Source organism: Gordonia namibiensis NBRC 108229 (assembly GCF_000298235.1).
GTDB lineage: Bacteria > Actinomycetota > Actinomycetes > Mycobacteriales > Mycobacteriaceae > Gordonia > Gordonia namibiensis.
The window spans coordinates 166,749-182,215 of record NZ_BAHE01000011.1; the positions used below are offsets into that span (position 1 = coordinate 166,749).

14 protein-coding genes are annotated in these 15,467 nt (G+C 67.9%); 7 read left to right on the plus strand and 7 right to left on the minus strand.

Annotated features, from left to right (window positions below):
* Positions 1–37: 37 nt before the first annotated feature.
* Genes mmsB through GONAM_RS07630 form a run of 3 tightly spaced genes read right to left on the minus strand, consistent with a single transcriptional unit; the run spans position 38 to position 3,689 of the window.
* On the minus strand, positions 38–907 hold the full coding sequence (mmsB, locus tag GONAM_RS07620; protein ID WP_006866178.1) for a 3-hydroxyisobutyrate dehydrogenase: 870 nt from the start codon (positions 905–907) through the stop codon (positions 38–40).
* A 59-nt stretch (positions 908–966) separates the two neighbouring features.
* Positions 967–2,142: an acyl-CoA dehydrogenase family protein gene (locus tag GONAM_RS07625; protein WP_006866179.1), complete on the minus strand. Its 1,176-nt coding sequence runs from the start codon at positions 2,140–2,142 to the stop codon at positions 967–969.
* 14 nt (positions 2,143–2,156) lie between these two features.
* The gene (locus GONAM_RS07630) at positions 2,157–3,689 is read right to left on the minus strand and encodes a CoA-acylating methylmalonate-semialdehyde dehydrogenase (protein ID WP_006866181.1); all 1,533 of its coding nucleotides are present in this window, start codon (positions 3,687–3,689) and stop codon (positions 2,157–2,159) included.
* Between the two features lie 259 nt (positions 3,690–3,948).
* Here GONAM_RS07630 and GONAM_RS07635 point away from each other — a divergent pair, with 259 nt between their 5' ends.
* Entirely contained in the window at positions 3,949–4,392 is a 444-nt protein-coding gene (locus GONAM_RS07635; protein WP_006866182.1) for a flavodoxin domain-containing protein, read from the plus strand.
* Between the two features lie 40 nt (positions 4,393–4,432).
* Here GONAM_RS07635 and GONAM_RS07640 read toward each other — a convergent pair whose 3' ends face one another.
* Entirely contained in the window at positions 4,433–5,305 is an 873-nt protein-coding gene (locus tag GONAM_RS07640; RefSeq protein WP_040535752.1) for a DMT family transporter, read from the minus strand.
* 115 nt (positions 5,306–5,420) lie between these two features.
* Here GONAM_RS07640 and GONAM_RS07645 point away from each other — a divergent pair, with 115 nt between their 5' ends.
* The 4 genes from GONAM_RS07645 to GONAM_RS07660 are packed head-to-tail and all read left to right on the plus strand — an operon-like array spanning position 5,421 to position 9,148.
* Positions 5,421–5,708: a hypothetical protein gene (locus tag GONAM_RS07645; RefSeq protein WP_006866184.1), complete on the plus strand. Its 288-nt coding sequence runs from the start codon at positions 5,421–5,423 to the stop codon at positions 5,706–5,708.
* Positions 5,705–6,199 (plus strand): SixA phosphatase family protein, encoded by a 495-nt coding sequence (locus GONAM_RS07650; protein ID WP_006866185.1) that lies wholly within the window; start codon positions 5,705–5,707, stop codon positions 6,197–6,199. Before GONAM_RS07645 ends, GONAM_RS07650 begins: the two co-directional genes overlap by 4 nt.
* A 45-nt stretch (positions 6,200–6,244) precedes the next feature.
* The gene (gene nadE, locus GONAM_RS07655) at positions 6,245–7,069 is read left to right on the plus strand and encodes an NAD(+) synthase (RefSeq protein ID WP_006866186.1); all 825 of its coding nucleotides are present in this window, start codon (positions 6,245–6,247) and stop codon (positions 7,067–7,069) included.
* A 48-nt stretch (positions 7,070–7,117) separates the two neighbouring features.
* Entirely contained in the window at positions 7,118–9,148 is a 2,031-nt protein-coding gene (locus GONAM_RS07660; protein ID WP_006866187.1) for an NAD(+) synthase, read from the plus strand.
* Positions 9,149–9,156: 8 nt separating this feature from the next.
* Here the strand turns inward: GONAM_RS07660 and GONAM_RS07665 are convergent, their stop codons facing one another.
* From GONAM_RS07665 to GONAM_RS07675, 3 genes are all read right to left on the minus strand, one after another.
* Positions 9,157–10,557, minus strand: a complete 1,401-nt coding sequence (locus GONAM_RS07665) for a WS/DGAT/MGAT family O-acyltransferase (protein WP_006866188.1) — start codon at positions 10,555–10,557, stop codon at positions 9,157–9,159.
* A 122-nt stretch (positions 10,558–10,679) separates the two neighbouring features.
* Complete coding sequence (locus GONAM_RS07670) at positions 10,680–11,516, minus strand: hypothetical protein (protein ID WP_006866189.1); 837 nt, start codon at positions 11,514–11,516, stop codon at positions 10,680–10,682.
* Positions 11,516–13,402, minus strand: a complete 1,887-nt coding sequence (locus GONAM_RS07675; RefSeq protein WP_006866190.1) for a protein kinase domain-containing protein — start codon at positions 13,400–13,402, stop codon at positions 11,516–11,518. The genes GONAM_RS07670 and GONAM_RS07675 overlap by 1 nt, the downstream gene beginning before the upstream one ends.
* 119 nt (positions 13,403–13,521) lie before the next feature.
* Between GONAM_RS07675 and GONAM_RS07680 the strand changes: the two genes are divergently transcribed.
* Entirely contained in the window at positions 13,522–14,073 is a 552-nt protein-coding gene (locus GONAM_RS07680; protein ID WP_006866191.1) for a nuclear transport factor 2 family protein, read from the plus strand.
* A gap of 338 nt (positions 14,074–14,411) precedes the next feature.
* Complete coding sequence (locus GONAM_RS07685; protein ID WP_006866192.1) at positions 14,412–15,404, plus strand: acyl-ACP desaturase; 993 nt, start codon at positions 14,412–14,414, stop codon at positions 15,402–15,404.
* Positions 15,405–15,467 lie beyond the last annotated feature (63 nt).

Consider the following 15,467-nt stretch of genomic DNA (forward strand, 5'->3'; position numbering starts at 1 on the left):
GCACAACGTCATACGGACTTATAGCAGGTGCTGCGACCTAGTGCAGCGAGGTGATGATCGCGCTGAAGTCGAGGTCTCCGTGCTGCTCGGCGAAGCCGCGGTACAGCTGTGCGGCGTGGGAACCGAGCGGGGCGCGGGAACCGGTGCTGGCGACGGCGTCCATCGCGAGACCGAGGTCCTTGTTCATCAGTGCGGTGGCGAACCCGGGCTTGAAGTCGTTGTTCGCCGGCGAGGTCGGGACCGGGCCCGGGACCGGGCAGTTGGTCTCGATGGCCCAGCAGTTGCCGGTGGCGCCGGTGACGACGTCGTAGAGCGCCTGCTCGTCGAGACCCAGCTTCTGGGCCAGGACGAAGGCCTCGCCGACGGCGATCTGCTGGACGGCGAGGAGCATGTTGTTGCACACCTTCGCCGCCTGGCCGGCACCCGCCGCACCGCAGTGGATGATCTTGCCGGCCATCGGGTCGAGGGTTCCCCGCGCCGCGGCGAAGGCCTCGTCCTCGCCGCCGACCATGAAGGCAAGCGTGCCCGCGGTGGCGCCCTTGACGCCGCCCGAGACGGGGGCGTCGACCTGGGCGAAACCGGAATCGACGGCCCGGCGGTGGATCTCCCGCGCATCGTCGACCGAGATGGTCGACGAGTCGATGAAGAGCGCACCGGTCTGGGCGGCCGGCAGGACCTCGTCGTAGACCTTCTTCACGATGCCGCCGTTGGGCAGCATGGTGATCACGACCTCGGACCCGGACACCGCCTCGATGGCCGCGGGGAACGTCTCGATCCCGTTGGACTTGGCGGTCTCGATCGCCTCGGGGGACAGGTCGAATCCGCGGACGGTGTGGCCGGCCTTGACCAGGTTGGCGGCCATCGGGCCACCCATGTTGCCGAGGCCGAGGAAAGCGATCGTCGTCATTGTCATTGCTCCCTAAAGTGTTTGCCTGCGAAAACCAATGCGTTGGGCGCGAGTTCGCGTCAGCTCTCCCGGTAGCGGGACGCGATCGAACGGCCGAGGACGACCCGCATGATCTCGTTGGTCCCTTCCAGGATGCGGTGCACTCGGAGGTCGCGGACGATTTTCTCGATTCCGTACTCGGACAGATATCCGTAGCCGCCGTGCAACTGCAGTGCCTTGTCGGCGACGTCGTAGCAGCTGTCGGTGACGAATCGCTTGGCCATCGCGCACTGCTCCACCTTGTCCGGGGCACCGTCGTCGAGGGCGGTCGCCGCGTGCCACAGCATGAGCCGTGAGGTCTGCAGCGAGGTCGCCATGTCGGCGAGCGTGAATCGGATGGTCGGCTCGTCGAGCAGCGAGTTGCCGAACGCACGACGACTCGAGACGTAGGCGGCCGCCTTGTCGAAGGCCGCCTGGGCGCCACCGAGCGACGACGCCGCGATGTTGAGCCGGCCACCGTTGAGGCCGTTCATCGCGATGCCGAAGCCGATGCCCTCGGTCTCGGCGAGCAGGTTCGACGCCGGGACCCGCACCTCGTCGAGGATGACCTGCGCGGTGGGCTGGGCGTTCCAGCCCATCTTGTGTTCCTGCGCACCGAAACTCAGTCCCGGGGTGTCCTTCTCGACCAGGAAGGTGGAGATGCCCTTGGGGCCGGCGTCGCCCGTGCGGGCCATCACCACGTACAGGTCCGACGACCCGGCACCGGAGATGAACTGCTTGACCCCGGTGAGGACGTACTCGTCACCCTGACGTTCGGCGCGGGTGGACAGTGCCGCCGCATCCGAGCCGGCACCGGGCTCGGTCAGGCAGTAACTCGCGATGGTCTCCATCGTCGCCAGCCGCGGCACCCACTTGTTGCGCTGCTCGTCGGTGCCGTAGTGGTCGACCATCCACGCGCACATGTTGTGGATGGAGAGGAACGACGCCACCGCCGGATCGGCGTAGGCCAGCTGCTCGAAGATCCGCACACCGTCGAGGCGGCGGAGTCCGCTGCCCCCGGCTTCCTCGGAACAGTAGATGGCACCCATCCCCAGTTCGGCCGCCTCACGCAGTTCGGCAACCGGAAAATGTTTGGACGCATCCCATTCCAGCGCGTACGGCGCCAGTTTCTTGGCCGCGAAAGCCGCGGCGGTCTCGACGATGACGCGCTCGTCACCGTCGAGCCGCGCGACTGCGGCCTCGGCAAGTGTGGTCATATCTGTGGCCGCACTCAGTCCATCGTCGGGATGACGAACTCGGCGCCGTCCTTGATGCCCGACGGCCAGCGCGTCGTGATGGTCTTAGTCTTGGTGTAGAACTGGATCGACGCCGGACCATGCTGGTTGAGGTCGCCGAATCCCGAGCGCTTCCATCCACCGAAGGTGTAGTACGCCACCGGAACCGGGATCGGCACGTTGACGCCGACCATGCCGACGTCGACGCGTGCGGCGAAGTCGCGGGCCGCGTCGCCGTCCTGGGTGAAGATGGCGGTGCCGTTGCCGTACTGGTGATCGGTGGCCAGCGCGAGGGCTTCCTCGTAGTCGGCCGCACGAACGATCTGCAGCACCGGACCGAAGATCTCCTCCTGGTACGAGGTCATGTCCTTGGTGACACGGTCGAACAGGGTCGGGCCGATGAAGAAGCCCTTCGAGATGTCCTCGTCGCCGAAGGTCTGCTCGTCGCTGGCGCGCTCGCGGCCGTCGATGACCAGCTCGGCACCCTCCTCGACGCCCTTGGTGATGTAGCCGCGGACACGCTCGAGTGCAGCCGCGGTGACCAGCGGGCCGTAGTCGGCCTTCGGGTCGAGGCTGTGGCCGACGCGCAGCGCGTTGACGCGATCGATCAGCTTGGCGCGCAGACGATCTGCGGTCTCCTCACCGACCGGGACCGCGACCGAGATGGCCATGCAACGCTCGCCGGCACTGCCGTAGCCGGCACCGATCAACGCATCGACGACCTGGTCGAGGTTGGCGTCGGGCATGATGATCATGTGGTTCTTGGCGCCACCGAAGCACTGCGAACGCTTACCGTGTGCGGCTGCGGTCGAGTAGATGTACTGCGCGATGTCCGAGCTGCCGACGAAGCCGAGAGCCTTCACGTCCGGGTGGGTCAGCAGCGCGTCGACGGACTCCTTGTCGCCGTGGACGACCTGGAACACACCGTCGGGAAGCCCTGCCTCGGTGAACAATTCGGCCAGGCGGACCGGAACCGAGGGGTCCCGCTCGCTGGGCTTGAGGATGAAGGCGTTGCCGCATGCGAGCGCAGGACCGGCCTTCCACAGCGGGATCATCGCCGGGAAGTTGAACGGGGTGATGCCGGCGACCACGCCGAGCGGCTGACGGACCGAGTGCACGTCGATGCCGCTGCCGGCGCCTTCGGTGAACTCACCCTTGATGAGATGCGGGATGCCGATGGCGAATTCGATGACCTCGATGCCGCGCTGGATGTCACCGAGGGCGTCGGCGTGGGTCTTGCCGTGCTCGAGCGACAGGGTGGTCGCGAGCTCGTCGGCGTTCTTGTTGACCAGGTCGACGAAGCGCATCAGGACACGCGCACGTCGCTGCGGGTTCCAGGCGGCCCATTCCTTCTGGGCTTCCTTGGCGGTGGCGACGGCCGCGGCGACCTCGTCGGTCGAGGCGAGCGGCACCTGGGCCTGCACGGCACCGGTGCTGGGGTTGAAGACGTCGGCGAAGCGGCCACCCTCGGCGGTGACGCGCTTGCCGTTGAGGAAGTGCGGGATGGACGGGACTGCGGGAGCGGACACTTCAGATCACCTTGATTCTTCTCGGGGGTTTTGGGGCTTCGGGGTCGTGGCGCGTATTGGGGATGTGCGGACTGGTCGCCGGCGACTGGGCCGAGATCGAGCACCCCGACACGATCGGCCCGGGGTATGTCCTCTGTCACCACATAGTAGGACATCCAAGTATTTCTTCCAACCCCCCGCCCACCTGCGATTTAGTTCCAGCGAGCGGGTTAGGCTAGCCTCTCTGGCGTAAATGCCGACGTCGAGAGGAGTTCTGCATATGTCGGTCGTCATCCTCTACGGAACCGAGACCGGAACGGGTGAGCTCGTCGCGGACGCGATCGCGGACGCGCTCAACCAGCACGATCCCTCGATCTACGACATGAGTGAGTACGCGGTCGAAGACCTCGACCCCGCTGACTTCCTGGTGATCGTCTGCTCGACCTACGGCGAGGGCGAGCTGCCCACCGGTGCCGAGCCCTTCGCCGAGGAGCTCGAGAGCGTCAACCCCGACCTGAGCGGACTGCGCTTCGCCGTGTTCGGGCTCGGCGACTCGATCTACGACACCTTCAACCGCGGCGGCGAGATCGTCGCCGAGATGCTGACGAAGCGTGGCGCGGTCCAGGTCGGCGAGCACGCCCGCCACGACAACTCGTCGTCGATCAAGCCCGCCAAGCAGGCCGAGGAATGGGCCGAGGGCATCGCGGAGCTGGTCGAGGGCTGACCCGACCAAGCGGGCTCAGAACCGCCTGATCACGGTTCGATCATGCCGCCGACCGCCCCGCGGTCGGCGGCATCTCTGCTTCTGCGGCAACCGCCTGTTCGTATCCCCGGACCGCGGACAGCTTCGCCAGCTCGCACACCGCGCGGATCATGATCGCGAGCACGATGCCGAGGAACATCGCGGTGGGCACGGACACATTGAGGTTCTCGCCGAGCAGCAGCACGCCGAGCACCATCGCGACCGCCGGCTCGGCGACCGTCATCGACGGGAACGACGTCTGCAGGTCGCCGGCACCGAAACCCAGCTGCTGGGCGATCACCGCGCACACGACGACCAGCACGAACAGGTAGATCTCCGGTTGGAGGAAGGTGCGCCAGAACTCGTGCGTGACCTGGAAGATCACCGCTTTGATCAGCAGTGCCGAAACCCCGAAGAGCGTGCCCGCGACGAGTCCGTAGAACAGCGCCTTGTAGTGCGGACTCGAGCGGCGTGCCAGCAGCACAAGGCCGACGACGACCCCGACGACGGCCCCGACCGTGCCCCACAGCAGCAGCGCATCCGGTCGTCGGAGTGACGGCTCCGGCCGGGAGACGAGCAGGAATGTCGCGACGCAGGCGACCAGCACGCCACCCCAGGCCCATTCGATACGCGCGGGATGCCGGTGATCGGCCCAGGCCTCCAGCGGCAGCGCGAACAGCACCGCCAGCACGACGAGTGGCTGCACCAGCAGGATCGACCCGAGACCCAGCGCCGACGCCTGCAGGCCGAAGCCGCAGAGCGCGATGACGGCGCCCACCCACCATCCGGCGGTGATCGCGCCGTTGACCCGCGACGCACGCTGCCGCAGCACGGTGCCGGCTGCGATCAACAACGCCGCCAGCACCGCCAGGAGCGCGGGTACCCAGGTGTGCACGTCCACAAGGGTAAAGGCGTCGCGTACCCCGCGCCCGAATCGGGCACCGGTCGGAGCCGTCGCACCCGGTGTCGCAACGTCGGCGACCAGCGCCGGGGGCGTACATTCGACAACCATGCGGTATCGGTCGGATCTGGAACGCCTGGCGACCCTCGATGCAGCCGCGATCGAGCGGGCCTGCGCCGACTGCACGACCCTGGACGAACTCATCGGGTGTGCCGTCGACGAACACCTCGAGTTCGATGCGCTGGCCGACGAGGCCGAGGCGTGCGACGAGTACGAGCACGCCGCCTACCTCCGCCAGGAGGGCGCGGCCTGGCGCGCGACCGTCCGCCTCCTGCGCACCATCGCCGCCGACCCCGACGCCTATCCGGTCGAGTCCCGGCGCACCGGGACCGCATGAGCGGCACGCGCACGCTGATCCTGATGCGTCACGGGAAGTCGGGCTATCCCCCGGCGACCCGCGACCACGACCGTCCCCTCGCCGAACGCGGTGAACGGCAGGCCGCCCTCGCGGGACGGTGGATGTCCGACGAGGGCCTCCGCGTCGACGCGGTGCTGTGCTCGACATCGACCCGGACCCGGCAGACCCTCGAGCGGACCGGCGTCCGGGCCCCGGTCACCTATGTCGAGGACATCTACGGCGGTGATCCCGACGACGTGCTGGAGACCATCCGCATCCACGCACCGGCCGAGGCGTCCACGCTGCTCGTCGTCGGTCACGAACCCGGGATGCCGCAGACCGCACTGACGCTCGACCCCTCCGGTTTCATCGATCGGTTTCCGACATCCGCTTATGCGGTACTCACCGTGTCGCAGCCCTGGGATCGCCTCGGCATGACCCCGGACCCCGACGCGCACCTCGTCGGCGTCCGGGTACCGCGCGAGGAGTGACCTCGGCTGCTCGACGGCAGACCTCGAGCGAGCATTGGAGCGCGAATGCGTGAGACCCAGCGGACCATCATCGACGCCCTGGGGGTCAAACCCTCGATCGATCCCGCCGAGGAGGTCGAGCGCCGGGTGCAGTTCCTCGCCGACTACCTGAGCACGATCGGGGCCGCGGGCTACGTGCTCGGACTCTCCGGCGGCGTCGACTCGACCCTCGCCGGGCGCCTGGCCCAGATCGCGGTGGAGCGGGTCCGGGCCGACGGCGGGGAGGGGGTGTTCGTCGGCATGCGTCTGCCCTACCGGGTGCAGCACGACGAGGACGACGCCGCGGCCGCCGCCGAATTCGTCGCGGCCGACGAGGTCTTCACGGTCAACGTGGCGCCCGGCGTCGACGCACTCAACGACGAGATCTCCGCGGCGACCGGCGCCGCTCTCACCGACTTCACCAAGGGCAACGCGAAGGCCCGCCACCGCATGGTCGCGCAGTACGCCGTGGCCGGCGACCGCGGGCTGCTGGTCATCGGCGCCGACCATGCCGCCGAGAACGTCACCGGTTTCTTCACCAAGTACGGCGACGGTGCCGCGGACATCCTGCCGCTGTCGGGCCTGAACAAGCGCCAGGGCCGGTCGCTGCTGCGCCACCTCGGTGCGCCGCAACAACTGTGGGAGAAGGTCCCGACCGCCGACCTGCTCGACGAGAAGGCGGGGCAGACCGACGAGGACGAGCTGGGCCTGACCTACGAGCACATCGACGACTACCTCGAGGGCCGCGAGGTACCGACCGAGGCGGCGGAGAAGATCGAGGCCGCCTGGCACCGTAATCGCCACAAGCGCACGACGCCGGTCGAACTCGACGACACCTGGTGGCGGGCCTGACGACAGACAACGCGCTCGCCGGACACCGGGCCGTTTACTGTTGTCGACGTGTCTGTCTACGCAAACGGCTTCGTTCGGGTCGCGGGTGCGGTGCCCGTCCTCACGATCGCCGAACCCGCCGCGAATGCCGCACGCACCATCGAGCTGATGCGGCAGGCCGCCGACGACGGCGCCGCGCTCGTGGTCTTCCCCGAACTCGGGCTGTGCGGCTACAGCATCGACGACCTGTTCCACCAGGATGCGCTGATCGACGGCTGCCGCGTCGCCCTCAGCGAGATCATCTCGGCCAGCCGGGGTCTACGACCGCTGGTGGTCGTCGGCCTGCCGATGATCGTCGGCGACGGACTGTTCAACTGCGCCGCCGTGATCCGCGACGGTGCGGTGCTGGGCGTCGTCCCGAAGTCGTATCTGCCGAATTACCGCGAGTTCTACGAGCAGCGGTTCTTCTCCGCCGCCCGCGACGCGGTGCCCGACACCGTGACCATCGACGGCGAGGAGGTCCCGTTCGGGGCCGATCTGATCTTCGAGGCCGCCGATCTGCCGGGTTTCGCATTGCACGTGGAGATCTGCGAGGACGGTTGGGTGGCGATCCCGCCGAGCACCTGGGCCGCACTCGGCGGCGCGACCGTGCTGGCCAATCTCTCCGGCAGCCCGGTCACCGTCGGCAAGGAGTCCTACCGGAAGAACCTGTGCACCGGCCATTCCGCACGCACCATCTCCGCGCACGTCTACGTTGCGGCGGGTTACGGCGAGTCGACCACCGATCTCGCCTGGGACGGTGACGCTCTCATCACCGAGAACGGATCCTTGCTCGCCCGGAGCGAACAGTTCGCGACCACCGATCAGGTGATCTCCGCCGACATCGACCTCGACCGCATCCGGCAGGAACGCATGCGGATGATCAGCTTGCGCGACCAGGCCGGCGACTACTCCGATCGACTGAAGTCGTTGCGCCGCATCGGTTTCTCTTTCGGCGAGCTGAGCGGTGACGACGATGTGTTGCGCCGCGTGGTGCCCCGGTTTCCCTATGTCCCCGCCGATTCCGTCGATCTCGACGAACGGTGTGCCGAGGTCCGCCACATCCAGGTGCAGGGACTCGCCCAGCGCCTCCGTTCGACCGGCATCGACAAGATCGTCATCGGGGTCTCCGGCGGCCTCGACTCGACCCTGGCCCTGCTCGTCGCGGTCGACACCTTCGACCGACTCGGACTGCCCCGCACCAACATCCTGGGTTACACGATGCCCGGCTTCGCCACCGGCGGCGCGACGCTGCGCCGATCGCACGTGCTGATGAACTCACTCGGCGTGAGCGGCCAGGAGATCGACATCCGGCCCTCCTGCGAGCAGATGCTCGCCGACCTCGACCACCCCTACTCCCGTGGCGAAAAGGTCTACGACGTCACGTTCGAGAACGTGCAGGCCGGCGAGCGCACCTCGCACCTCTTCCGGCTGGCGAACCACCACGGCGCCATCGTCCTCGGCACCGGCGACCTGTCCGAACTCGCGCTCGGCTGGTGCACCTACGGCGTCGGCGACCAGATGTCGCACTACAACGTCAACGGCTCGGTGCCGAAAACCCTGATCCAGCACCTGATCCGGTGGATGATCAGCAACAGCCACCACTCGGCGGAGACCACCGAGGTGCTCGCCGAGATCCTCGACGACGTCATCTCCCCCGAGCTCGTCCCGGCCGGCGACGACGGCAAGATCCAGTCCACCGAGGACACCGTCGGACCCTACGAGCTGCACGACTTCTTTCTCTACTACGTCACCCGATTCGGGTACCGGCCGACCAAGGTCGCCTACCTCGCCCGTCAGGCGTGGGGTGACCGCTCCCGCGGGCCGTGGTCGGAGCTGCTCGCCGACGACAAGCGCAACGAATACGACACCGCGACCATCGAGCACTGGCTCGGCATCTTCCTGAAGCGCTTCATGGGCAACCAGTTCAAGCGCACCGCGATGCCCAACGGCCCCAAGATCGGTTCGGGCGGTTCACTGTCGCCCCGCGGCGACTGGCGCTCGCCGTCCGACTCGTCGGCACGGGTCTGGCTCGACCAGCTCGCGGGCGGCGGCGCGTAGACAGGACCTCAGTCGCAGGCGGCGAGCAGCTGCTTGAGCTGATCGTCGAAGGCGTTGGCGATCTCCCACGGGTCGGGCGTCTGATCGGTGCACGCCAGGATGCCGATGTTGAGGTTCCCGTCCGCGGAGAACACCGTGATGTTCAAGCCGAGTCCGTGGAAGATCGGGCCGAGGGGGTAGACCGCGGTGACCCGGCAACCCAGGAAGTACAGCGGGAAGTCGGGGCCCGCGACATTCGACACTAGGACGTTGAAGATCGGCGGATGCGCCGACGCCAGTTTCCGTTCGCCGTACACCTTCATCACCGTGGACAGGGTGGTCCCCGGTGCGAACTGTGCCCAGGAGCGCAGGATGTTGGCGTCGATCTCGGCGTGGTGTTCCTTCGACTTCCGGCTGAACTCCGCCTGCTTCTCGAGGCGGATCACCGGGTCGTCGACGTCGGTGGACAGCAGGGTGAACATGCCCGTCACCTTGTTGGTCCCCTCCACGACCAGGTCGGACTCGTCGGCATCGTGCACCGACACCGGCACCATCCCGACGAGCGGCTTCTCCGGCAGTTCGTCGTGCTCGAGGAGGTAGGTGCGCATCGCGCCGCCGACCAGCGCGAGCACGACGTCGTTGATCTTCACCCCGAAGTGGTTCTTCACCCGCTTGACGTCGTCGAGGGACAACTGGCTCAGGGCGATGCTGCGGTGGGGCGTGATCGCCGAGTTGAACCGGGTCCGCGGCGCCATGAAGGGCGCGGGCATGGCCGATTGCTGCTGCGCGCGCCGCAGCCAGCCGACGGGGACGCTGACCGTTCTCGGCAGCAGTTTGGCCATCGCAAGCGGGCGCTGGACGAAGTAGTTGATCGCACCGGTCGCGGCGATGGTGGCACGCGACGGCGGGCCCGCCGTCTCGCGGACCTTTTCTGCGTCGAGTTCGGGCGGTTCCGGTGTGAGCGAACACATCCTGGCGAGCATCTCGGCGCTGGTGACACCGTCCGTGCTGGCGTGGTGCATCCGCAGCATCGCGCAGATGCGACCGTTGGACAGGCCCTCGATGATCCACAGTTCCCACAGTGGCTTACCCCGGTCGAGGGTCTGACCGGCGAGATGACCGCACAGTTCGGCGACCTCACCGGCGCCGCCCGGCGCCGGCACGGCCACCCGATGGACGTGCCGCTCGATGTCGAAGTCCTCGTCCTCGATCCACACCGGGTGGTCGATGTTGAAAACGGAGTTGTCGAGCTTGCGACGGAAAGCCGGGATCGCGGCGACGCGACGTTGCATCTCCGTGCGCAGCTTGGCGAAGTCGTACCCGCCCGGCATCGTGCTCGGATCGATCTCCACGAGACCGATGACGTGCATCAGCTGGCTGCGGGTCTCCAGGTAGAGAAACGACGCATCCAAACCACTCAACCGCTGCATGGCACCAGCCTTTCGTTCTCGGCCTCTCGAGCCCCCACGCCATCATGCCGCACGCGGGAGACTCGGGATGGGTGTTCGTCTCGGTCGCTTGACCAGGTTGTCACCGGCCCCCTGGCCAGGACTCAGATCGGCATCGAATCAACCATCTCGAGGACGTCCTGGGCAGGGGTCTGCAACACCACGATCATCGCGAGTTCCCGCGCCGGGTCGTCGGTGATCTTGAAGACGCCACGACCGTTCTCGTCGATGAGGCCGGTGCCGTGCTTCCACCGCACCGGCCGCGAGGTCGCCGACGAGCGCGAGTACTCGGCGTTGAGCGCGTCCTTGGAGGCGAACCAGAACACGCCGAACGGCCGGTCGACGGCTCCCGCGGCACAGCGCACCACGAACACGGTGCGCACCTTGCCGTTTCCGGTCTCCGACGGTCCGACCTCGTCGCGACCGCCGGCGTATCGGCGGACGCACTCGGCGTTGTTCCACTTCGCGGCGGTGTCCGGTGTCTGCGGGAGGAGTTCGGGGAACTGCGCGACGAGCGGCGCGTAGACACCCCAGCTCGCGCCGGTGCGCACGGACTGCGGCGGGCTCGGCGGCGAGACGGCATCACCGTCCAGGGCGGCCACCCGGTAGGTGTGCTCGCCCACGGGCACCGCGGCGTCGACGACCTCGGTGTCGGTACCGCGGTACACGACGAACCCGTCGTCGCGGACGAGCTGATAACCCGTCGCGCCCGGAACCGGTTCCCAGGTCGCGACCAGGCGTCCCGTCCCGGCGTCGAGTGTCAGGCCGGTAGGAGTGTCCGGCACGGCGACGCTGGTGAACGCGCGTACGGCGTAGAACGAGCCGACCGCCACCAGCAGCACGGCGACCACGATCACCGCGATGGTCCACGACCGGGCGGTCGACGTGCGGGGCGGGGTCGTGGGTGGGCCCGCGGGTTGGGTGGTGACCGGTTGTGCCATCAGATCGGCAGCCTCTTCAGCAGATCGGCCGCAGCGGCGGCCGGTTTTCCGGGAACCACGACCCACACAACGGATTTCGCACGGTCACCGGTGTCGTGGGCGAGGATGGCCTGCCCCTGATCGCGCTGCTTGTCCGAGAGATACAGCGTCCCGGTGTGGCCCTGGGCCGTCGTGTAACCGGTCCCGCGCAGGTTGTACGCGGTCACGTCTGCCGCGGCCCGCGCCTCCTCGGGGGTGTCGTACACGTCGACGATCACCTGGTAGTCGGCGTCGTTGCCCTCGTCGTCGAGGTAGCGGGTACACCAGACGGTGCGCTTGGAGGACTTGAACGCGAGGTCGCCGTCCTCGCCCCAGCACCGCATACCGTCGAAACCGTTGGTGCTCAACGGCGATGCCGGGACCAGGTCGTGGTACAGATCGGCGATGGGTTGCAGTTCGCCCCACGTCATGAACACGTCGACGGCCTCGGAGTTGCGGGAGAACTCAGAGGTCCGGCCGTCCTCGTCCTGCGCGGCGACCTGATAGGTGTAGGTCCCCGGTATGGGACGCGGTGCGGTGAAGGTCGTGTCGGGACCGGAGTAGATCACCTCGTCGTTCTGGGTGACGACGTAACTCGTCGCATCGTCGACATGATCCCAGGACAGTTCGACGGCGGTCGTCGTCACCTCGGCATCGGGCGGATTGGGGGTCTCCAGATTGCCCGCCGACGTACTCACGAATGCGGCTCCGGCGCCGAGGATTCCGGCGATCAGCGCCAGCGCCGCCCCGATCGCGACCACCGTCGCAGCACTCCGTCGGACGGGCCGGGCCGGTTCCGCGGCCGGCGCGGGCGACCACCCGTGCAGGGTCTCCGCCGAGACCATCGGCGGGAGTCCCGGTCGCGCACGGGTCGTCGGATCGGTCGGTTGATCATGCGCCGCAGACGATGCCGGGTATCCCGTGGCCGGCACCGCGGAAGCAGTCGGCGAAGGAGACTGATGGCCACCGGGATTCGGCTGCGGGCCCGGCCCGACGAGGGTCTGGCGGGTGTCGAAGGCATCGCGTAGGGCGTCGGCGAACTCACCGGCGGTCGGGAACCGATCGTCGGGGTTCTTGGCCATCGCCCGTGCGAGCACCGCGTCGACAGCGGTCGGCAACGCCCCGTTGCGACTGGTCGCTGCCGGCGGGTCGTGGTACATGTGCGCGGTCATCAGGCCGTGCAGCGACGGGGAGTCGAAAGGCGGTGCGCCGGTCAGCAGTTCGTAGGCGGTCGCCCCGAGGGAGTAGATGTCGCTGCGGGCGTCGACGCGACGGCCCTCGATCTGTTCGGGCGACGCGTAGTGCATCGTCCCGATCGTGATGCCGGTGCCGGTCAGGTTCGTGACCTCGTCGAGCACCTGCGCGATGCCGAAGTCGGTGACCTTCACCGCCTCCGGCGGCAGGGACCCGGTGTTGCCGGGACCGCCCCCGACCCCGGGGGTGACGAGGATGTTGGCCGGTTTGATGTCGCGGTGCATGATCCCGCGACGGTGGGCGGCGTCGAGCCCGGCCGCCACGCCGGTGACGATCGTGCACGCCAACCGGGGGTCGAGGGGCGAGTCCGCCGCGAGCATTCGCGCCACGTCGATACCGGGCACGTACTCCATCGCGATCCAGAGCTGCCCGTCGAAGACCCCGCGGTCGTAGACGGTGACGACGTTGGGATGGTGTAGCGGCGCGACGATGTCGGCCTCGCGCTCGAACCGGGCGCGGAAGACCGGATCGGTGGCGTGCCCCGACCGCAGGACCTTGAGCGCGTCCGACCGCGGGAGCCGGGGATGGGCCGCCTTGTAGACGTCACCCATGCCGCCCCGTCCGAGCACGTCAAGGACGCGGTACCCCGCGATCAGGTCCCCTACCTGGTACATGACGTCCTCACCGATACCCCTTGCACCCGAGCCTTCGGGCGGATGCGTAGGCACCGAATGCTACCGAGTGTCGCGAAACGCGGCCGGAGGACATCGTCGCAACCCTAGGATCGGCGTCGATGAAATCCACCGAGAAAGTCACCGACACCACCGGGACGTTCAGCGTCGACGAACTGAACGAGGCGTTCGCCGGCTTCCAGCGCACGGTCGCCGAGGTCGCGGTCAGCGGGGACTGGGACCGCTACGCCGACATGTTCACCGAGGACGCCGACTTCGTCGAGCACGCACTGGGGACGATGCGCGGCCGCGAGGAGATCCGGGCCTGGGCCTGGCGCACCATGACGGCCTTCCCCGGCAGCCACATGACGTCGTTCCCCTCGCTGTGGCACGTCGTCGACGCCCCGACGAGCCGGGTCATCTGCGAGGTCGACAACCCGATGCGCGACCCCGGCGATCAGAGCCTGATCACCGCCACGAACATCACCATCCTCACCTATGCCGGCGACGGCCTGTGGAGCAAGGAGGAGGACGTCTACAACCCGATGGAGTTCGGCCGGGCGGCGATGACGTGGTGTGAGAAGGCCCGCGAATTCGGCAACCTCGACGAGGCCGCGGAGAAGTGGATGACGACCACGGGCGCCTTCTTCGCCCGGCCCCGCAGCACGGACTGACCCCGGCAGGGACCCCCGCCCACCTGCGACGCGACCGCCGGGTGGCCGGCCACGACGACCGTGACCGACACCACCGGGCAGGGTCGTAACGTCGGCACCGTCAGGACACGACAGCATTCCAGACGGACTTGGGACGTGGTCCCGAGTGCCGTAGGCTAGAGCTTTGACCAGTGGGGGTAGGGCTGCGCGGCCGCGTGTCCGAGACCACCCAAGGTCCGCCCGGGTGGGCGCGACCCGCCCACGACGACGTCGCGATCACACTCGTGGCACCGCCGCGAGGCTGACAAGACGACACACGTACGACGACATACGCGGACACCGTTTCGGAGGACATCTATATGGCACGCGAGCTGACGCAACTCGAGCTCCTCAAGGAGCTCGCCCCGGTTGCCGAGGACAACGTCAACCGTCACCTGAAGATCGCCAAGGACTGGAACCCGCACGACTACGTCCCGTGGGACGAGGGCCGCAACTTCGCCGCCCTCGGTGGTGTCGACTACGACCCCGAGCAGTCGCAGCTCGACGAGGTCGCCAAGGCCGCGATGATCACCAACCTGCTGACCGAGGACAACCTGCCCTCGTACCACCGGGTCATCGCCGACAACTTCTCGATGGACTCCGCCTGGGGCCACTGGGTCGGTCGCTGGACCGCCGAGGAGAACCGCCACGGCATCGTCATGCGCGACTACCTCGTCGTGACCCGCGGTGTCGATCCGGTCGCCCTCGAAGAGGCCCGGATGATCCACATGACCAACGGCTACGACCCGATGCTGGCGGCCGCCGGCCGCGTCGACGAGCTCGAGGAGCACGCCGACGAGCTGGGCCTCCTCCACTCGGTCGCGTACGTGACCTTCCAGGAGCTCGCGACCCGCGTCAGCCACCGCAACACCGGCAAGGCCTGCAACGACCCGATCGCCGACAAGATGCTGCAGCGCATCGCGGCCGACGAGAACCTGCACATGATCTTCTACCGCAACATCTGCGGCGCGGGCTTCGACATCGCCCCCGACCAGACGCTGCGCGCGGTCACCGACATCGTCACCAACTTCCAGATGCCCGGCGCCGGTATGCCCAACTTCCGTCGCCACGGTGTGCTGATGGCCAAGCACGGCATCTACGACCTCCGCCAGCACCTCGAAGAGGTCGTCATGCCGGTTCTGCGCAAGTGGAACGTCTTCGAGCGCGACGACTTCACCGCCGAGGGCGAGAAGGTCCGCGAGGAGCTGGCCGCCTTCCTCGAGCAGCTCGAGAAGGACACCATCCGCTTCGAGGAGATGCGCGATCGTTCGCTCGCCCGCGAGGCCAAGAAGCGGGAGCAGCAGGCATCCTGAGCACGACCCTCTCCACCAGCCCGGCGCCTTCGACCTGCGAAGGCGCCGGTTCTGCGTCGTCTG